At 46.3% G+C, this 20097-nt stretch carries 12 protein-coding genes; 1 reads left to right on the top strand and 11 read right to left on the bottom strand.

The annotated features are described in order from the left end of the window. Window positions 1-5 precede the first annotated feature (5 nt). From HGH91_RS21420 to HGH91_RS21445, 6 genes are read right to left on the bottom strand one after another with little or no spacing between them, the layout of a single operon-like run. Window positions 6-713, bottom strand: coding sequence for a hypothetical protein (locus HGH91_RS21420; RefSeq protein ID WP_168740846.1), 708 nt, complete (start codon window positions 711-713; stop codon window positions 6-8). 7 nt (window positions 714-720) lie between these two features. Beyond that, window positions 721-4176, bottom strand: coding sequence for a hypothetical protein (locus HGH91_RS21425; protein WP_168740847.1), 3456 nt, complete (start codon window positions 4174-4176; stop codon window positions 721-723). 41 nt (window positions 4177-4217) lie between these two features. Beyond that, window positions 4218-4712: a hypothetical protein gene (locus HGH91_RS21430; RefSeq protein ID WP_168740848.1), complete on the bottom strand. Its 495-nt coding sequence runs from the start codon at window positions 4710-4712 to the stop codon at window positions 4218-4220. A gap of 19 nt (window positions 4713-4731) precedes the next feature. Then, window positions 4732-10329: a PA14 domain-containing protein gene (locus tag HGH91_RS21435; protein WP_168740849.1), complete on the bottom strand. Its 5598-nt coding sequence runs from the start codon at window positions 10327-10329 to the stop codon at window positions 4732-4734. Window positions 10330-10374: 45 nt separating this feature from the next. Beyond that, window positions 10375-11466 carry a hypothetical protein gene (locus HGH91_RS21440; protein WP_168740850.1) on the bottom strand — a complete coding sequence of 364 codons (1092 nt, stop codon included), beginning with the start codon at window positions 11464-11466 and terminating at the stop codon, window positions 10375-10377. Between the two features lie 9 nt (window positions 11467-11475). Beyond that, window positions 11476-13755 (bottom strand): hypothetical protein, encoded by a 2280-nt coding sequence (locus HGH91_RS21445; protein WP_168740851.1) that lies wholly within the window; start codon window positions 13753-13755, stop codon window positions 11476-11478. A 361-nt stretch (window positions 13756-14116) separates the two neighbouring features. On the opposite strand from HGH91_RS21445, the gene HGH91_RS21450 reads away from it, so the two are divergent. Next, window positions 14117-14911, top strand: coding sequence for a carbon-nitrogen hydrolase family protein (locus HGH91_RS21450; protein ID WP_168740852.1), 795 nt, complete (start codon window positions 14117-14119; stop codon window positions 14909-14911). A gap of 45 nt (window positions 14912-14956) precedes the next feature. Here HGH91_RS21450 and HGH91_RS21455 read toward each other — a convergent pair whose 3' ends face one another. From HGH91_RS21455 to HGH91_RS21475, 5 genes are all read right to left on the bottom strand, one after another. Further along, on the bottom strand, window positions 14957-15502 hold the full coding sequence (locus HGH91_RS21455) for a hypothetical protein (RefSeq protein ID WP_168740853.1): 546 nt from the start codon (window positions 15500-15502) through the stop codon (window positions 14957-14959). Between the two features lie 164 nt (window positions 15503-15666). Continuing rightward, window positions 15667-16482, bottom strand: a complete 816-nt coding sequence (locus HGH91_RS21460) for an alpha/beta fold hydrolase (protein WP_168740854.1) — start codon at window positions 16480-16482, stop codon at window positions 15667-15669. A gap of 97 nt (window positions 16483-16579) precedes the next feature. Further along, window positions 16580-16984, bottom strand: coding sequence for a DoxX family protein (locus tag HGH91_RS21465; RefSeq protein WP_168740855.1), 405 nt, complete (start codon window positions 16982-16984; stop codon window positions 16580-16582). Between the two features lie 273 nt (window positions 16985-17257). Continuing rightward, entirely contained in the window at window positions 17258-19066 is a 1809-nt protein-coding gene (locus tag HGH91_RS21470; protein ID WP_168740856.1) for an OmpA family protein, read from the bottom strand. 18 nt (window positions 19067-19084) lie between these two features. Continuing rightward, window positions 19085-20086 (bottom strand): type IX secretion system membrane protein PorP/SprF, encoded by a 1002-nt coding sequence (locus tag HGH91_RS21475; protein ID WP_168740857.1) that lies wholly within the window; start codon window positions 20084-20086, stop codon window positions 19085-19087. Between the last annotated feature and the right edge of the window lie 11 nt (window positions 20087-20097).

Raw genomic sequence — 20097 nt, forward strand, 5'->3', positions numbered from 1 at the left:
TATTTCTATAGGTTCGGCGATGCTTTAAAAATCTGATAGTCGCGGTATGTTGGTGTAACAATGAAATCATCTCCTTTCCTGGTGAAGTAGTTGCTTTCATTGAATCCATTATAACCGTTGGGGATAGGCTGATAGTTAACAAAACGGGAATATACTTCTACGGTGTGCAGGGTATCTTCTGCCAATACGTCCATCGTGATGCGGGTGCTCTTCAAATAGCCACTGCGGGCATCTATAGTAAAAACAGCCTGCTTATACTGCATTCCTGCAGGATAGGTAAGTTGTAATATCTTCTCTTTCCCTTCCGTTTTAAGGGACCATTCTTTTACATCTCCAACTACCTGGGAAAGGTTGGCCACGGCCACCATCTCTTGTTCTGGCGTAGCTACCGGCTTGTTCAGGTACATGGTTTTATCCTGGTGAAACAAGGTAACCGTATACCTTTCATTGGAGATGGTTTCCACACCGTCCATGAGGCAATGCAGTTGACGGCCGGCGATCTTCACCATGCCGGATACCGTGTCGGGAGCTGTACCGGGGGCATCCAGGCGGGTATAGCTGATCTTCACCTCGTAAGAAATGGGGCGGCTTATAAGGTCCTGCTGCATTTTTTTGAAAACAGCCAATAAGGCGGCCGTATCTTTCGATTGTGCCACTGTTTGCCAGCTACTGCTGATCATCACCAGCAACAAACACCATTTTGCTATTGACATACCGCTGTTATTCATTGTCTTCTTTTATAAAACCGTTCCTTGTTTCTTTAATAGTCTTAACGCCCCGTTCTGTCTCTTTCTTCACACGGGTAAGGGTACCATCATCATCATATTCATAGAAAGTGGCGTAATTATTTTCATCCAATTCGGCCATCAGGCGAAGGTTTTGCGGATCGTACACAAAAGATTTCATGTTGGCATGATAAGGATGGAAGCGCAGATCATCCAGGTACACCCGTGTGCCGCCGGTAGTTGCCATTACTACGCTGAGGCCAGTGCTTCCTACCGGGAGGTCAACTACCCGCTCATACCGCTGCCAGCCATCGATGATACTTCCTACTGGCGTTACATCTGCCGTGAGCCGGGTATCGCCGGCTACGAACAGGGTTATTTTACTATGCGTATAAGCAGTGCATTTACAATCCTGTTCCTCTTTTACCCACACACTGAAAAGCATACTATTGCCGGCCACCGGGGAAAATGGCGGTAGTAATATAGTGCTGTCTACCTTCACATTACTCAGCACCTGGTAAGGGGTACAGGCGCTGGATCCGAGGATAAAGCGGGGCGAGTTGATGGTAGTTTCTGTAGCTACTACCGGCACTTTCACCTGTACAGTATCATTGGCTTCCAGGCGCAGACTATAACGGCCGGTATGATGCTGTGTGGTATCCATTTTGGGGATATAGTTGCTGAAGTCCAACCGCCGGTCTACGGGGCAGGCGCCGTCATCGCACTTACCACTTATAAACGAATAATCCTCAAACCCATCGAAGGCGGCCTCCCGGTAGCGGCTATTCTGTACGGTAGCTACTGGGATGGCATTGTCGTACCCATAGAGCGCCGCGTTGTAGCGACCCAGCGGGTCTTTATTCTCCAGCTCAAATCCTTTCTTATTAAAAATGGTACTTTCCGCATTCCACACCCAGGCAGTGGTATCGTAGCTGGCGTCTTTTGCCCAGCCTTTGGTTTGTTGTTTCCAGAAACTGCTGAAGACATCAAATGCGCCATCTGAGCGAACATTGGTTGCCTGTGCAGTGCTCGACTGCGCCCGGGCGCCATAGTAAACATAAGAACGGGAAGGGCGCCAGTTACCTAGCATGCCGAATGTATAAGGATTCACACTGGTATCTGTCACCGCGCTATAACAATATGTTACATAAGGCGCCAAACGGATGTTTACACTGCCTTCTATAGGACGGCTACACATATCTGAACTGATAGATACATGGTATACGCCTTCGTCTTTAGGTTTCACCTGGTGCAAGGTTACTATCTGATCGGTGCTGGTAAAACTATTAGGCCCGGTCCAGCTATAATATTTGGCGGTAGTAGGCAGGTTAAACGCCCTGAGGTATACCTCATCGTTGATACAAAACAGTGGCTTATCAGTAGTGATCACCTGGAAATTGGCAAAGTCGAGAATGGTTACCCGCTGCACAATAGAGGCGTTACAATCGTCGATGATCTTCACCTGGTAACTGGCGTTTCTCATCAGCTGGTAATTACTGCTGCCATCGAAATTGCCGGTATAATTACTGTCCAGGTAAGGCCCTGTTTCCCCATTTCCATCTGCCGCCAGCTTGTACAGGTAATGGCTGGTGGTACTGTTGCCGAAGGCTGCGCGGATTTTAATATGGCCGGCGTTGTTGGGGTCGCCGGGGCATACCCAGCCGATAGTGCTGTCAGCACGAGTTCTCAGCGGAGAGTCCTCGAAGGTGATGGTTTTGACGTTACTTCCATAATTCCTTGCAGTACCACCTACCGACATCGCAATGGTATAGGTACCAGCGAAAGGCAATAAAAAATAGCCATTTTCACCAATATACCCCGAAGGATAGCTGGCAGTACCCGACAGAATGGAATAGCTGGAATTCCAAAATCCTGCTGGAAATCCCATTAATCCTTTGGGTTTTATCTTCACCCCTAAACAGGTCCTTTCCATTGTATAAGACCAATTATACCGGAAAACATCCTCTTCGCCTATGTAAACTGGCAAATCGTAAGTTTTCTTCTTGCAGGGATCTATTACTCTTACTATATAATAGCCAGGCGATAAAGGCAATCCATCAGGTGTCTCGAAAACATAATAGGTTCCTCCATTTACTGTCGTAAGGGAAGTCGTAAAAGGATGGATTATCTGCACTTGCGTTCCGGGTGGGAAGGAACCGTTATTGCTAAGAATCATCAACGCTCCGACTCCGCTTCTACCGTAAACCGCATCACTACTAATAATCGAAGATACCTGGTAAGGGTTTAGTGTATCTGCAGGTAACACATCGAATTGCGTATCTTGATAAAGTATTGCACTATCACCGGAAACAACTGTCAATACATATTTCCCCGTAGGATACTTCCTGGAATCAGCAATCGTGCTATTAAAAGTTGTATCCGCCAATACCTCTCCAGTTTCTCTATTCTTTAATGTTAAAATTATCGGATAACAAAACAAACCATTATTATAATAATAAGTTTCCAAACTAAATTGATTATCGCAATTTATGGAAGTAACATAGCTGAAGTCTGGTTTATTAATAGTACGGGTACTGGTCACTTCATCCGCGCAACGACCTTTTACATAGTACGTAATTTGTTTCCCATAATAGTCCTTGAGCGTTTTTCCAGAAGGAAGCAAAAAGGTGTCTAGATCTCCATAGCGATATGGCTTATAAGGCGACCGGGGACCTCCATCAAAAGAGATACTACAGTCCAAAGAAAGTTCTTCTACAGAATATCCCGGAAAACCAACAATTGTGATATAAGGCATACCTGCAAAGCGGTCACAGCTATTTAGAGAAATTACAATAGGGAATATATCGCCCCCGCTAAAGGCGCGTAGATTATTTATTAGTACACTTCCTATGGCCGGTGTAGTAGAACAGGCATCCGTAATGGATACAGTATAATTACCAGCCGGAAGGCTATCGATACGAAAAACAGTCTGACTGGTCACAAAATTTATGGGGCCTGTATAAGAAGGAGGATAAGAAGTGAGGGCAACTCGGTAAGGGAGCTTTCCCTTATTTATTTCTACCCGTAATTGTCCAGTATTACAACTATTTAATGCATCCCTTTGCAAAAAAACAGCTGCATTGAGTTCCTTATAATTGCCAGGCACCGTTACATCCAATATCTGTGAAACCGGCTGCTGACTGCACAATGCATCCACCGTAATCCGGTAAGCACCAGGCTTCAGGTTCTGCATTACCGGTGTAGTACTCTGATAGATTGAATTCCCTCCCGCAAACTGTGGCGTCAGGCTGTAATGAAAGCTATCGAGATTGGCAGCATCAACACCTTTAATGGATATGGTAATACGGCCATCTGCAGCACAGGTAGCACTGTCAATCACCGTTTCGATGCGCCAGTTACTGCATTGTGCATGCAAAAAGTTACCAGCCAGTATCAGCATCAGCAACCATATTCCTCCTGCTACTTTATTCCACTTTATAAATTGTCCCATCTTCTATTGGGTATAGGCTTAATAATATGTTTACAACCTGCTTAGTCTTTGATATAATGGCAGCTGTACAGTACCTTAACTGGTTTTCCACTGGCATCCATATACCCGATAGTAAAGGGTCCGGATGTTAACTGCCCTGTTTGATCGAACCGGTAAGGCCAGCGTAAGGGTTGTTGCTGTTGGGGATCGTTTGGCGCCTTCGCTGGTCCCAGGAGAAGCTGCTTAAATTCCAGCACCCCCGTATCTCTGCTGGTACAACTCCAGGTTTGCCTGCTGTAAGCTTGCTTTGCCGTACATTCATTGCCGGCAAATTCCAGGCGGAGGAATATGCTTCCACTAAGCAGCTGGATGGAATCAGATGCGGTAATTTCCTTCTGTTGCAATAAGGCGCCTGTTTGCATATGAGAATAGGTAGCCGTTACGCTTCTAATATGCCAGGTTCCCTGCAGGCGGGCATCTATTGATGTTGGCTGCTGCGCCCATACTTTTACACCGGTTAACATCAACAGTACAAATACAATTTTCAGGATCTTCATAACTTTCTTTATTATAACATTACTGGTATACGCAATTGGTAGCCGATTTCTTCGAATCCTCCACATGCCAGTTCTGCTTATATTCCACCATGGAGGCGTTAATAATATTTTTTCGTTTATCGATCACCAGTGAATAACCGGATGGTGTGCGTTCCAGCGGATTTTTCATCATGGTAACCGTACCAATGCTGGCGCCTATGTTCCTTCTGCCGGAACGGACAATTTTCATAGAGGTAATGAGCTCTCCCGTAACCGGTGCGCCCTCTTTTGTGACAAAGTAAATGCTCGGAGGATTCCCATTCAGGGCATTGGCATCTACCGCCCAGATCTTTGTGCTGCCCGGGAAGGAAGCCAATAACGTAGAACATGCCGCGGTATCAACCTGCACTTTGCTATACATCAGGATTTCATCACCGGAAGAAAAATAATCTTCTACTGTGTAAGGCCATAAACTGGTAATTAGCTTACCTGCCTTGATAGTTACATTTTTCAACGTAGTATTGATATTTTTATAAGCGCCGCTCATACCATCATATACCCAGGCTGCCGGGTAGTTAAACTGGTAAATAGAATCCCCGAATTCATTCCTGGTAGCGGTGAGTAACACACTGCCTGTCTCGCTGTCGTACAACAGGTTTTGAGTAGTAACCCTGCTGCCTTTATTGGTGGCAATAACACTATCCAGGATACCATGGCGGTAAATAACCTTGGTAGTAGCACAAGAGCGGAATTTCTTCTCTTCACTTTGCGGGTAAACATAAGAAAACGTCGGGGTAAACGGCCAGGGCCCCACAGTAAAGATGTCTACACCGGCATTCAATACCATCCCTTGTGTTTTGGATACCTGCTCCCGCATATCCACCATCAGTTCCGCATCTAAACCAATGATGGCACTGCTGTCTATCACACCATTTGCGTTCATAGACAGTACCCGGTTGTTCAGGTGCTTAAACTCCTGCTGCTGATTATCTACCCGGTAGTAATTCGTAGTCGATGAAATGGGCTCACTTCCTCCCTCCGCATACACCGCCTGCGATTTCATCTTACCATTCATGTCATTCAGCTCTACTACAAACCCTTGTGATTCCACCAGATGGCGCGCCGTATTGATCTTTAGAATACTTCCCAATCCTGGCGTATAACCCATGCGCGTTACACCTGGGTCAAGTGCGGAAAACGATACCAATGTGGGGAAGTCGTACGTTGTATAAAAACAGGTTTCTTCATACCCGTTCGCCGAGCGGGTATTCTTGGTGTTGATAGACCGGGACTGCACTTTACTATATCCTACTGATGGTGCAGGAAACAGCGACTCGCCCATAGGGGTTTCTACGTAGCTGGATACAGCAGGAATCAACTTCCCGATCCTGTCTTTATATACCAACGGTGTATGCCAGGAGTTTTCCTCCCCACCCAGGATAGGCTCGTAAGAAGCCACTCCACTGCTGATTTCCACTTTCCTGCCGTCTATTAACTTCGTGGTAGTATAGTTGTATACGGTACCATACATCGATTCTTTCTGCCCGGTCATGGCATTCCAGTGGTCGTAAATCAGGATGCTTTTTACCCGTAGGCCTCCTCCATACTTTTTATAGAAGGGCTCATTCAGTCGGGCAAAAGAACGACTGAGATCCAGATCTCTTGCAGCACCGCGTTTTCTACTCGCCTTCGGAAATCCTTCCAGCTCACTGTGTATAGAATATACCATGGTAGCCAGCATCTTGATAGCGCCCACCGGCGACATTTCCTCCATTTGGGTGCCAGGATAGGCTTTAAAGGGCAGGTTGACCTTCAGAAATTGAGTGGACGCATTGGCCAGCGGGCTGAATTTCCCTCCATCGTCGCCATCCAGCTCCACTGCACGCATTTTCACATAAATGGTATGTCCGTTGTTATAAAATCCATAATCAAGGCTGTCCAGGGTAGCATAGCAGGAAATGTATTCTGCCCCGTTATCTTCTTTATCTGGCTCATAGGGCATTTTCACATTGAGCCGGAAATACAGGGTATTATTTAATCCCTCCAGGTAGTCTTTAAACACTTCCTTCGTGGAAGTAACCGCTTTAGGCACATTCATAGATACATACAGGTAATCAGTTACCGGTACGCCGGAGTAAAGGCTGCCAGATAAATCTGACAGCGAAGCCGGCCGGTCTTTAGAAAGTCCGGCAATAGGTGTCATCCGTGCTGCCCGCTTATTTTGCACATAGGCATAATCATCGCTCTCGTAGTTAATTTTCATACGCCCGCCAGATGGCAACTGGATTGAATCCAGCGTCCAGGCAGCAGCATTGGCAGCCATTAATGTACTGTCCTGTAATGTGTAAGGATATTCCGCATTGGTAATAATCTGGGGAGAAGCAGAAGGAGGATTCTGTTGCGGATCTTTATAATTTCCCCAGCGGTCAAACGACTTACTATTGTAACCAGGGTTCTTACTGTTGTAGTAGAACACATAGCTGTTTTGCCGCGCGCGCTTGCTATTCCTGCTCTGGTTACCATTATAGGAGAACCAGATCCGCTTTAAGGTAAGTTTACCACTGTCGTTCACCGGGGCATTGATGCCACGACACAGCTCATAAGTATAATCAAAATGCACGGTTTTTACCGGTACCGCACTGCTGCCATATTTCAGGAAGTCAGCTTTTGTATAAAGATTAATCTCATCCAGCTTTTTCGGTAAACCACTACCAGTCGCTTTTCTACCGTCTTCAGTGATAGGAAGCAAGTCCGCGCGGTCGCTCACTTTAAAAGTAGCCACCATGTTCTTGGATACGACAGAGTTGAGGTACCACAATTCCTTCTCTCCATATACATAACTTCCTTTATCATCGTCGAAATCAGATTTGAGCCCTTCATTAAAAGTGGCTTTATTGTTATAAGGAGTACGCCACTTATACCTATAGGCACTTCCTGCTGTTTTTGAATAGTTAAACTTCACGGCATTCCCGGGATCGTCGTCAGAGATACCATTGCCTGTCAGGTCGACATAATCGGATGATACAATACCGGTGAGCAGGAATGTATGCGCATAGGCAGGGATTTCTTCCGTACTCAGGTAGTGATCTCTTCCCGACGTATTTTTCACCGTATTATCCTTTCCATCGGTATAATCGGTAGTCCCTTCTTCACTATTGCCCTGCTTATGATCTACGGAAAACGTGGCGTCCCTTTGTACAAGGTTGTATACCGGTAAACCATATACGTATTTTTGTCCATCGGGATTCAATACATCTATTTCGGAAATATGATGTTTCTTACGGACATTGTTAATCCTTCTTTCCAGCGACACTGCCCCCATGTTCAGCGTATCCGCTGGTTCAGGCAGGAAGAAATTTTCGAGCGGGATATGTGTACCATTACATACCCAGTCCATATTAAATTCTCCATCTGCCTCCTGGTTCATATAAGCCACGTATACCTTATACATCTTCCCCGCTTCCAGGTTTACGCTGGTGGTATAATTACCTACATCATGATCCCAGGCTTCCAGGAAAGGAACATCATTGATATAAAGTGCACCAATGTCGTTAAACCGTACACTGATATCATACTTACCCGATACAGGCGCTAATACTCTACACTCCCAATCGGCGTACAAGCGGAAAGCTTTATTATCTACCTCCGTAAACATGGGTGGCGTTGACCTCGCAAATAGCTGCTCTAACTTCCAGAAATTGATATCGCTGAAAGTGCCGTATCTGAATTGACTATCGTCTGAAGGGAAAGGCTTCACCCGCCCCTTGAAACCCCGCGCACTCTCCAGGTTCTCGGGCATCGTCATATCGCAGCTGTTAAGCGTATACTGGTTTACTTTATAGTTTTCTATAAACTTGTTAAGTCCCACCTTACTGGCTTCTTCTGCGGTGAGATAGGTGATTAGTTGTGTACGTTTGTCCCTATCGACTTTTCTTGCATTGGCAGTTGTAATGGGTGTTTTGTCAACAATTTTTCCGCCACGGTATCTCAACAGATTACCGGTAGTAGATATATGCCGGGTTTGGTGCCCGGTAAGTTCCGGCATGACTACGTCAGATTCTCCAATTGTTTTATAAAACGAGCCATTGTTAATGGCCATTTCGCCCGGGTTGCGGAAGTATACCGGTTCATAATTTTTATCTACATCAGTGAAGTTGATCAGCTGCGCCATTGGGTTCTCATCTCTCCAGGGGCCATTGGCAGACCATGCGTGCGACTGCGTATATTCCGCCCCGATATGAGCGGCATACCCAGACCCGAGATCTACTCCACCACTGATGGACTTATCCCTGGTTTTCATCGGGTGGTCAAACACATAACCGATGTCATTTCTGTATGCTCTGAACATGCCCCCTGTACCTTCGCCACTAATAGAAAATGCATCATAGGTGTAAAAAGGCATGGCAATAGCCGGGTTGTCCTCTCTTGCCGGGATATCCCGTTCCCGGTTATAATCCAATAAAGCATTGGTTTTAACACCTCCGTTGTAAAGATACAGGTAACCGTAGGCTGGTAGTTTCTGAAATTTATCCGGCTCCGCTATATATTGCGTAGTCACATATCCACTGATCCCATAATGCGGATAAAATCCAAAAAATTCGCCGCCTATGCTGAATTTGCCGGCATATGCTTCACTGGTATATGGCATGCTGATCGTGGGCGTATAGGTAGGCGCAGCAAAACTGAAGGAACTGGAAAGTCCTACCTTAAAATTTCCTTGTCGGTCACTATTGTGAATGACAGCCAATCGCTGTGTCCTGGTAACTCCGCCCGAAAATTCCAACGCTTTCATACCGGCTCTCGAATTGAAAGGTAAGCCCAGCGACAGATTTCCTGTCATCCCCCCTTTATCATTGGCGTCCCGTACATACAGATCTCCCGAAATGCCCGGTGTAAGCGTGATACCCCCTTGCGTATTCTGCGAAATGCTTAGCTCACCTGTTAGGGTACCCGCACTTTTATTGCCACTACGGATTTGTGCATTAATACCCTGCTCCATTCCCCAGCCAGTGTAATTATTATGATACAAACCCAAATGGGCGGTGAATTCTATGGGCGTACCGAAAATCTTGCCACTAAAAGATCCGGAACCACCAATAGTCTGGTTGGTTCTGATGCTCAGCGTCTTCTTTATAGAATCCTCTCCATTAAAATCGTCCGGTAATCCCCGCATATTCCGGTTGATGGCGCCTGGATTAATATTCCATCCAAGGCCCGTCCAACTGGCTTCCTGGTCCATGGTGATTCCACTGTTATAGCCAATGGTAATAGGATACCCTCCTACATCCATTAACGGAATACTATAGGAAAAATCACCACTGAAAAGGTCCACCATTTTGTCACTGTTCACAGAATGAAATGCTTCACTCTCTGGCTGTGTAGGGCCGCCGGTAGCTTTCTCCACTTTGTCTACCTTTTCCACTTTATCTGCCTTGCCGGTTTTTCTTTCCGGTATCGGCCTGTCAGCAAATATTGTTTTGTTCTTGGCAGGAAATATGTCTGAAGAGGAAACCCTGCTTATGGCAGGATTCCTGGGAGTACCCACCGCATAGGCAGGAACCACCACTTCCATATATATGAGCGACAGCATCACACCCGCTATCAGCTTCTTCCTCTTTGCAGCAAGCGCCAGTATCATTGCACGTTATTTTATAGGTATAAGGTGTTATCGGTTTTAATTCAATCAATCTTTCCTGGCACAGATGAACTTCATTTGCCAGTATTCATGCCGGCTGTTCAGCAGCCGGAAAAGGTATATTTTATTTCCATCCAGCCCTCTCCTGTAGCCCAATGGCACATCAAGGTGATTACTTCCTCTTTTCAATGACACCGTACCAGTAGCGATAGTTTTACTGGTATTGTCCAGCGCCAGCAACTCATAACGGGCGGTAGAATCGCCGGTTTCATTCACATAGCTCACCTGGATAGATTCACCACAGCGCACCACTGTTCCATCCAGCTCTTTACGCAACTGCACATAGGCGCCTTTTGCGGAATCGATAAGCTTATCAGCTCCTTTCACCCGGAAAGTCCAGGTTTCAGTTTGTGCCACAAACAGGTTGCCGTTACGGGCTGTAACCGACCAGGCATACGTGGTGCCTGTATCCAGTGAAACGCCGCCGGAAGGGTAGTTCATAAATATGTTGCGCAACCCGGGCGCCCGCAGCACCGGGATATTCTGCTGTATAGCTTCTTCTGGCGATTGATGGTCGTGCACCTCCGTCAAGGTCATATCATAATTCAGGTCGCTAAACATATTCAGTGGCGCCGGAGGCAGCCAAGTAAATTGTGGCAGGGAAAAAGGCAATTCACTTTTATCTGCCGGGCTATTTAACAGTGGAGGGCTTACCGGTTCCACCGTAAACGGCATACAGTCTTCTCCTGGCTGGGTACCCGATTTATCCCCTTCTATATACAAGCTATAACAAGCCAGGTAATTACCTGCGGGCAACAGACCATTCGCACTCCGGTCAATAGTGGCAGAAAAATATTCGTAATGCACCGGCATCAGGTCGGCTGCCTGCAATTGCCGGGCACCCTTATTGATCGTCAAACTACGACTAATGCCAGTGAGTACCGGCTGATTAGTATGCGCATCGGATAAACGCATCGTTACCCGCACATCCATTGACTTGCCGGCAGCAGATACCAACATGATATTCCATAGCTGGGATTTCAGCAATACACCGGCTGGTGGCAGTTGCACCGTCATGCTCACCTGGGCGGCTGTACGAAAACCGCTTAGTATCAACAACAGGCATAGGAATTTTTTCATAGTCATTACTTAAAATATTTTGGTATAGGTTAACCTCGCCGTTTTATTCGGCACCAGTTGTTTATTAACACCCGGAACAAATCCCTTATCGCCCGACACCATAATCTCTCCTATCTTCCGGATGTTCAGCCTCATGTTGGCCAGGTATCCCAGTTGTTTTATTTCATACACCGTTTGATAGTTATACTTTAGTCCGGCTCCCAGCTCCAGCCAGGACAACAGCCGGTATTGCGCACTGCCATCAGCGCCATACAGCGCGTAGTCTGTATTGGTGGCCATAGATCCGCCGCCGTTGAGCGTAAGCTTTCCAAGGAAAACAGTCTGATTCAACAATAAATTAGTGCTGTTGAAATACACAAAATTGCTATCGGCCTGGTGGTTATAAAACCTGGTAGCAGATACAATGCTGTTCATCTGGACATTCCGGACGTTGTAGTAATAGCTGCCTGTACCCACCAGGGTATAAAAAAGGTTTTCTACGTATTTGTCTTCACTCAACTTCATCAGCTGGGAAGACGGGAAATATCCCACCGATAGTACCGGCCATCGTTTGCGGCGAAATGTGGCCTGGATACTTTTAAAAATAGTGTTGCTTCTATAAGCCGAATTATCAAATACGCTGGTGTATACATTTTGTCGTACACTCCCGGTAAGAGTTAACTGCTGCTTAAAAAACGGCTGGGTTACCTGCAGCATCCAGGCATCCTGGGCTGAACCGGTGGCATACAAACTGAATGATTGAAAATTAGCCCCCATACGCTTATACATACCATTGATACGTGTGCCCGTTGCCGGTATGAATGAAAATGTACTCACCGCATACGCTTCATTGCTATGATCATTAAAGCCCAGCATACTTCCACCCAATCCCTGGTGAGCCACGCTCCGCGCGTAATATGGCAGCGATGACTTCGCCACTTCCCCTATCACGTAATTATTCCGGTTCAACTGCCAGCGCCCCTCAAGGGATAACCCCATGATCTTATAATCAGGTGGCTCAATCGTTCCGCCAGCAGGAGTGCCCGTGTTAAAATTATATACCTGTTTTTTGCCTGTATAAAATGATAGGATCAAATGGTTATCGTCTCTCTTACCTACCCCCACTCTAATCATATTCAGGTACTGTTGCACCCGGTTATCATTTACAATAAAGTCGCGGAACCGGTAGTCTACTTTCCCGGTGGCAAATGCCACGTACCAGGAAGGATTCACTTCTGCCTGTACCCCCATGATACTGATGTTCTTTGCAGTTAATTCCGAATAGTCGACCAGCGTCCGGCCCAGTCCCAGTGACTTCACCGCCAACATGGCCTTATATCCTTTAGGCAATATAGAATCCGGCAGGTTCATAGATTCCAGTTCCGATATCAACTCCCCTTCATTGCGGCTATGTTGTAAAGCATCCATCAATGATCCTTTACGGGCAACATATGATTTTTCTTTCTGTACAAATAAGCGTTCATTCCTTGTATATAAGGCCATCAGTGAATCCAGGAGCAATTTCTTTTCGTCATACATTTTTCTGAAGCCCAATAGGGAACTATCTTTACGGGAGATGTTTGCAGTCAGCGGGGTAGTAATACTATCCGTCCATCTCACCACCGTTTTCTTTAACGAATCTTCCAGCTGACGACGGTATTCATATTCCTTGAGTTCTGCCATCTTTTGTAGCTGCGCAGGAGCGGTAAACCAGGACTTTAACCGGTTAAGCTCATTCCAGTCTTTATCCAACTTATCCTTCCACTGCTCCAGGGCTATTTTCTGCTTTAACTTCCCTGCATCCCAGCGCTTTGCTTTTGCTAACAGCCGATTCTTGAAATCCTGGTTATAATACTGAAAATTAGCACCGGTGATATTCCGGAAAAACTGGGAATTACCCATGCTGGTGCTGAATGAAACATGCAAAGGATATTCCTCCTTTACCATAATATCCAGCGTAGTTTGTAACGTGTGCTGGTATAAATCCCGCTCCAGGAAAGGCGTATCCGCATTAGATTGGTAATAGCCATCATAAGTGATATTACCATGTATGGTGATCAACTTCGGATGCTGTACTACCGGGGGCAACGTTTCGATATGTTTTCGCCGGATGGTTTGGTATCGCGTATCTCCTACTGGTTGCTCATATTGTACGATCAATACCGGCAACATCATTTTACACCCTGTGTGTATATAGTAAAACCCGGTATCCAATAACCGGTTGTTACTGTTGGGTAAACGCAACTGGGCGCTACTTTCACAACACAGGACAAATAATACAATCGCTAGTATAGGGGCAAAATATTTCAATGGGATCGTTTATAACAATCTACAGTATGCCCTGGCCTTTCCCACCAGGTAAATACATATCAAACCAAAAAAGTAAAATGGACGTGTGTCAGGCCATTAAACAGGTAAAAAACAAAAATGACTGGAATACATATGGTGTGGGCATAAACTAGGGTATAAATTTAAATTCATGGTATAGGATTTTTATACTAATACTATTCTAACAATCAAAGGGGAATAACAATACTTTCTGACAGTTTGTAGATAATGAAAGTGTGTTGCTCTCATTTTTCACATTTCATTTTCCACTTGTCAGCAAATATATTACCTTAATTGAATTATTATCACTTTTCTCAAAAAAAATATTTCACAAACCCAACACATGAAAATAGCTTTAGCTGCACCTCCCTTCCCATCCTCCATCAGCGATGGTTTGCATTGGGTAGCGCAACTCGTTAAAGAAGCCGCTGGTCAAAATGCCGATATTATCTGTTTTCCGGAATCTTATCTACCTGGTTATCCGGGCATGAATACAGAAGAGCGCACGCCGGAAAAACTAGCGGCGGCACTGGATAAAGTATGTGCCATCGCTAAAGAAAATGGTGTAGCGATCATTATGCCGATGGATTGGTATCAGCCACAAGGCTTGGTCAACCTGGCCTGGGTGATATCAGCTGCCGGCGAAAAGCTGGGCTATCAAACCAAAAACCAGCTGGATCCTACGGAAGATAATATATGGGAGCCAGGTACGGAGCGTAGTATATTCGAAGTAAAAGGAGTAAAATTTGGTATTACCATTTGTCATGAAGGATTTCGCTATCCCGAGTCGGTAAGATGGGCAGCGAGGCAAGGCGCAGCAGTCGTATTCCATCCGCATTTTGGCGGTAGTAATACGGAAGGGCCCTCACCTACGGAATGGGGCCACAAAGACAATCCTTACTACGAAAAAGCGATGATGATGCGGGCACTGGAAAACACCATTTATTTTGCCAGCGTTAACTATGCCTCCCGCTATCCCGATTCAGCGAGTGCGGTCATTGCGCCGGATGGCAGCTGTGTTGCGCACGCCGCCTATGGGCAGGCGGGAATCACTGTAGCCAACATAGATCCGGCACTGGCTACCGGCCTGCTGGCTAACCGGTTTAAAGAAGCCCTTTACGCGTATAAAAAAAGCTGACCAGGAAACAAGTCCCGGCCAGCTTTACTTTTATCGGTAATATGCTTAATACGCATTCTTGATCGTCAGATCATATGTTTCCTGCGCAGAAGGAATTCCCCCATTTACCGCGATATCCTTTTTGAAAGTAACCGGCGTTGATACGCTAACATGATACTGACCTTTGCTGTCTTGCGTTACGCTGGCAGTGCCTCCGGTTCCCAGCACGGAATACAGCAGGGAGCCTGTATTTACAGCGGTGCCAATGGTACAATTAATCACAATAATACGGGCGGTAGGGCTGGCCACCATCGCTTCCGTTGTACCCAGGCGGTATTCTCCCTCTCCCAGGTTGCTGTAAAAAGTGAAGGTCAATGCGCTCCCGGAAAAAGCGCCAAAGTTTCCCCCATCTCCGGTAGTGCTTACAGCCATGGCCGTAATAGTTTTTCCACTGCTGGTAGTACTGGATTGCGAAGACGTACCTCTTACATAGGTGTATTGGCCGAGCTTCCAGCTGGCATCAGCGGAATTGGGACCGGTATTGTCGTCTTTCTTTTTACTGCAGGAAAATAGAAATGCTGTTCCTAATAAGAGCGTCAATATTCTCTTCATAAATTAAAGTGGTTAAAATTTGGCTATCACAGCCAGGCTAACACTGATTAACTGGTTTAACAATTGAACTCGTTGGCTCATTTTCACCACAATAATAAGGAAATTTCATTATTGACCAATATGGCGACGGCAGCAGGAGGTCCTGCTGCAATCCATTATTCTACTTAATCCTGCAAAAAGTCGATCACCAGCTTGTTGAACCTTTCGTCGCTCTCTACATTCGACAGGTGCACTACCGGGAGGATAGTCAGGCTGGCATTGGCGATGGTGGCGGCCAGCAACTCACTGTGTTCAGGAAGGGTAACCGTATCAAATTGTCCGCCTATAATGAGTGTTGCATGCGGGATCAGGGCCGCCGTTTTTCTCAGGTCTCCATCCCGCACAGCAGCGAAGGAACCGGCCAATCCCAGTGGTGGCGTGTTTAATACCATGTCGCGGAAGGGCGCTACCCGGCTGTCTCCACTGTTGATCATCGCGGCTGGAAACCAGTTATGAATAAACATATCGGCAAATCCATCCATTGTAGCGCCCTCGCGCAGGGATTTTATCTGTTTATCAAAGTACTCGCGGGGTCCCAGGTAAGAGGAAGTATTGGCCAATATTAATTTATCGATCCTTTCGGGCGTGTGTATGGCCAGGTACTGACCTATAAAACCGCCCAACGATAAACCCAGGAAATGCACCTTTTCGATATGCAGATGGTCTAGCAATTCAATTACATCCAGCGCCATCCGGTTAATGGAATAATCTCCTGCAGGAGCGCCGGAAGCGCCATTGCCCCGGGTATCAAACCGCAATACCTGGAAGTGACGGGTAAAAGCTGGCATTTGTATATCCCACATGTGGTAGTCGGTGGCAATAGAATTAGACAATACCAGCACGGGGTTTCCTATTTCGCCTTCCAGTTCATAGGCAATGTGCACACCATCACCGGTAGTAAAATATTGGGTAGTTGGCAGGGTGGCTATTATGTTTTCCATTTTGATCTGTTTTTATGATGATTGATAACACAAAAATAGACCACCCTATCAGCTCCCAACAGGTACAAGCCGGGGTTTGTTCTGTACATTTACAGGTTTAACGCACCAATGCTGGCACTTCCACGGCATAATGAACCGGGTACAGCTTCCTGAACATCAGGTAGGCGACAGACAGTACGCTAAACGCAATAATGGCATCTATAGTAGCGGGGAAGCCCAGTACGCTTATTTTGGAGAAGAAGGCGAAGATGATATCGAAAAACATACCCGCAAATACCCATTCTTTTAATCGCAGTAAGCGGTTGGGAATTAATAAGGTGATGATCCCTGAAATTTTAAAAACACCCAGGAGGTAGATAAAATGCGGCGGATAACCCAGCTGTTGCGTGATGCCCCATACGATCGGGTTCTTCGTTAATTCAAAGAAACCACTGGCGCCAAACCAAAGGGACATAAAAATAACGCCTGACCAATAGATGATTTTTGTGGTAGTAGTTTTCATTTTTTTATTTTTTAATGCTTGATAAAATGTGGTTGCTATTACGTTTGCTGTTTGTTTACTCAAAAGTAGACAGCCCCGTAATGAGAAATTTTATCAAACACCCCAGTTGGACAAATTGGCGGGCGAGTTCGTTTTTTTGAGGGGTGAAATAACAGGAGCTTTCTGATAACAACCCAATATGCCACGGGAGAAGGGGGCATAAATTACATGAAGGAGATGGCTAACAAACAAAAGAGCCTCCAGGTTTTCACCTGAAGGCTCTTACTATCTACCCTACCATTTTATCTTTAATTCGGAACGTCTGTTTTGTTTATATTCTTCTTCGCTACATGGCACCCCGTCTTTACAGCCATTTACAGGGTCTCGCTCCCCTTTATTGCTGTAGTAAAGGCGTTTGGGGTCAACGCCCTTGCCTGCCAGGTAATCTATTACGGCGTAGCAACGCAATGCCGACAGGTCGGTATTATACTGGTCTCCACCACGGCTATCCGCAAAGGACAGAATCACCACTTTCCAATCCGGATGACGCTTCAATACCGCCGCTACCTGGTCCAGGATCCTGCGGGACTCGGTGAGCAGGGAAGCACTGTTATAGTCATACAAAAACTTCAGTTCTTCCAGTTTTTGTCTATCAGTGATTTCTTCATCGGTATGTTTCTTTCCTCCCGGGTTAGGCGGTCCGCCCGTTACTGGTGTTGTCGTATGGTCTACAACCACAGGTGTTTCCGGCACAGGATTAACCCGGCTAAAATAATTGGGATCTGAGAAATAGTAAATATCATCTTTCCCCATACCACCCGGCCTGTTGGATGCCAGGTAACCTTCATAACCATTTCGTTTCAATACCAGTCCCATATCATCAGCCCCGGAATTGAACGGCAGTTTCATATTCTCCGGCACTTCCCAAGTGGACTTCGCCCCCTTTACACGATAGATATCGTAGCCGCCCATCCCCGCATAACCCTTGCTGGAAAAATAAAGAATACCTTCTTCGTTTACCGTGGGAAAGGTTTCTGCAGCCACCGTGTTTACCTGGCTGCCGCAGTTAACCGGCGCTCCCCAGGTACCATCCGCCTGCTTCTCTGCATACCAGATGTCTGTCTGCCCCAGGCCACCCGGGCGATCAGATACAAAATACAAGACATCACCATCGGAACTTAATACCGCATGGCTGGCCGAGTATCCTTCTACGTTAATACCAGGCATCAGTACCGGTGTTTCCCATTTACCATTCTTTTTTACAGACTGGTAGATCTGCAGCTGGCGAATGCCATTCACTGCACCTTTGCCGGTAACAGGTACTCCCTTGCCTTGTATATTAATGGTCGCGTAAAGTGTGTCTTCTGTACTATTCAAACATACAGGACCAATATGATAGTCATATTTACCCAACAGCGCAGGTACCAATTCTTCCAGGTATGCGTTGGAATTATCGCCCGCATATTGCTGGTAAACATATGCTTTGTAATAAGGTTGCTCTGTGCGTTTGTCGATGGCAGGGCTCGACTGCGAGCCGCTATTCAGCGCCATGGAGCGGTACCCGTTCGACATTACCAGCAAACCTTTTTGTACGGCCCCACTTACAAGATCAGAGCCATAGGTATTGAGTTCTTTGATAGGCTTCAATTCTATAGGCGCGCCCTGTTTACTCCATACGGCGGCACTGTCGCAGCCCACCAACGCAATGTCTTTTAACTTAAGACTGTCGGCATTGGACGTGCTGAACAAAGCATATTGCTTTTTTGCCGCATCATATTGCTCCAGCTGCCTGAGCACTTCTCCATAGGAAAAATAAGCAGACGCCGGGCAATCAGGGCGACCGGTAACTTCCTGGTAGATGTCGGCAGCCGACTTATAGTAACCAATTTCCTGGTAACTATGGGCCATTTTCAACAACTGGTCCACCGCTGTCTTACTTCCCTTATTACGGGCAATCCTGTAATAGAGCGAGCCCGCCTTTGCGTACTCCTGCCTGGCATAGGCTTCATCAGCCAATTGCGTCAAACTCTTCTGCTCCTGGCTGTACAACTGTGCCGTCATCAAAAACACCAGCGGAATGGTCATTATCGTGCAACGTATCATACGTGTAGTAACTAAAGGTTAAAAATACCTGGGGCTCTTTACCGTAAAATTCTTCGATGGAATCAAAAAGCCCAGTGATATCTCATGCGATCCTCCCTGGTAACCTGCCATTTTATTAATGGTCAGATCATAGGAATACCCAATACGCAATTTTTCAGTAGCATAAAACTCCACCATTATGCTGGCAGCATCTACTTCACTAAGGTCTTTCTGCAGGTTGGTTTTGTTCCATAATCCCACGCCGGTACGATACGAAGCACCCGTCCATAATTTGTCGCCAATCAGCAGGAAGGCATTAATATCTACGTTGGTAGGCCCTTTAAAGTCTTCCTTAATAAGGATTGAAGGTTTCAGCTTTAAATTGTCGCCCAACGGAAACATAGCACCTGTAGTAATATACAGGTGCTGTGTTTTACGGATGGTGGAATAGTTATTTCCTTTCCAGCTATAACGGGTAGCATCGGTATAGAGAGAAAACAGGTCCATGACGGAAGCGCCGGCATAAAAACGGGAAGTATAATAGTAAATCCCAAAGCGCGCATCCGGTACCCACACACTCTTTTTACCCAGCGGCAGGGCCACGTCGTCGTTATCAGTGTATTGCAGCGCATTACCGTCGATGGAATACTGGGTAACGCCACCGCCAAGACCAAAGCAAAGCCGGCGCGTACCTTCATCATCCAGCGGAATCCGGTAGGCATAAGAGCCATAGAGCGACAATGCCTCCTGCGGTCCCAGTTTATCAAACAACATTTGCAACCCCAATCCTACCTTGTTGTCACTCGCCGGCGTTACCCCATCTATTGATATGCCACCCGTACGGGGCGCACCAGGGAAACCACTCCATTGATGACGGTACACGGTATTCACATACAGGTCTTCCTTATAGCCTGCATAGGCAGGGTTAACGCTTAACCCGTTGAAGACATACTGGCTGAACTGTATGTTCTGCTGCGCTTCGCCGCGCATACTTATTGCCAGCAGCAAGACCATTATTCCTGCTCTAAGTACTGTTTGCATCTTTTACACTT

Source organism: Chitinophaga eiseniae (assembly GCF_012641265.1).
In the GTDB taxonomy this organism is placed as follows: domain Bacteria; phylum Bacteroidota; class Bacteroidia; order Chitinophagales; family Chitinophagaceae; genus Chitinophaga; species Chitinophaga eiseniae_A.

Excerpts from the sequence above, each read along its gene's own strand:
- HGH91_RS21460 (WP_168740854.1), bottom strand. The coding sequence starts at position 16,482 with ATGGAAAACATAATAGCCACCCTGCCAACTACCCAATATTTTACTACC.
- HGH91_RS21430 (WP_168740848.1), bottom strand. The coding sequence starts at position 4,712 with ATGAAGATCCTGAAAATTGTATTTGTACTGTTGATGTTAACCGGTGTA.
- HGH91_RS21465 (WP_168740855.1), bottom strand. The coding sequence starts at position 16,984 with ATGAAAACTACTACCACAAAAATCATCTATTGGTCAGGCGTTATTTTT.
- HGH91_RS21455 (WP_168740853.1), bottom strand. The coding sequence starts at position 15,502 with ATGAAGAGAATATTGACGCTCTTATTAGGAACAGCATTTCTATTTTCC.
- HGH91_RS21440 (WP_168740850.1), bottom strand. The coding sequence starts at position 11,466 with ATGAAAAAATTCCTATGCCTGTTGTTGATACTAAGCGGTTTTCGTACA.
- HGH91_RS21475 (WP_168740857.1), bottom strand. The coding sequence starts at position 20,086 with ATGCAAACAGTACTTAGAGCAGGAATAATGGTCTTGCTGCTGGCAATA.
- HGH91_RS21435 (WP_168740849.1), bottom strand. The coding sequence starts at position 10,329 with ATGATACTGGCGCTTGCTGCAAAGAGGAAGAAGCTGATAGCGGGTGTG.
- HGH91_RS21420 (WP_168740846.1), bottom strand. The coding sequence starts at position 713 with ATGTCAATAGCAAAATGGTGTTTGTTGCTGGTGATGATCAGCAGTAGC.
- HGH91_RS21450 (WP_168740852.1), top strand. The coding sequence starts at position 14,117 with ATGAAAATAGCTTTAGCTGCACCTCCCTTCCCATCCTCCATCAGCGAT.
- HGH91_RS21470 (WP_168740856.1), bottom strand. The coding sequence starts at position 19,066 with ATGATACGTTGCACGATAATGACCATTCCGCTGGTGTTTTTGATGACG.
- HGH91_RS21425 (WP_168740847.1), bottom strand. The coding sequence starts at position 4,176 with ATGGGACAATTTATAAAGTGGAATAAAGTAGCAGGAGGAATATGGTTG.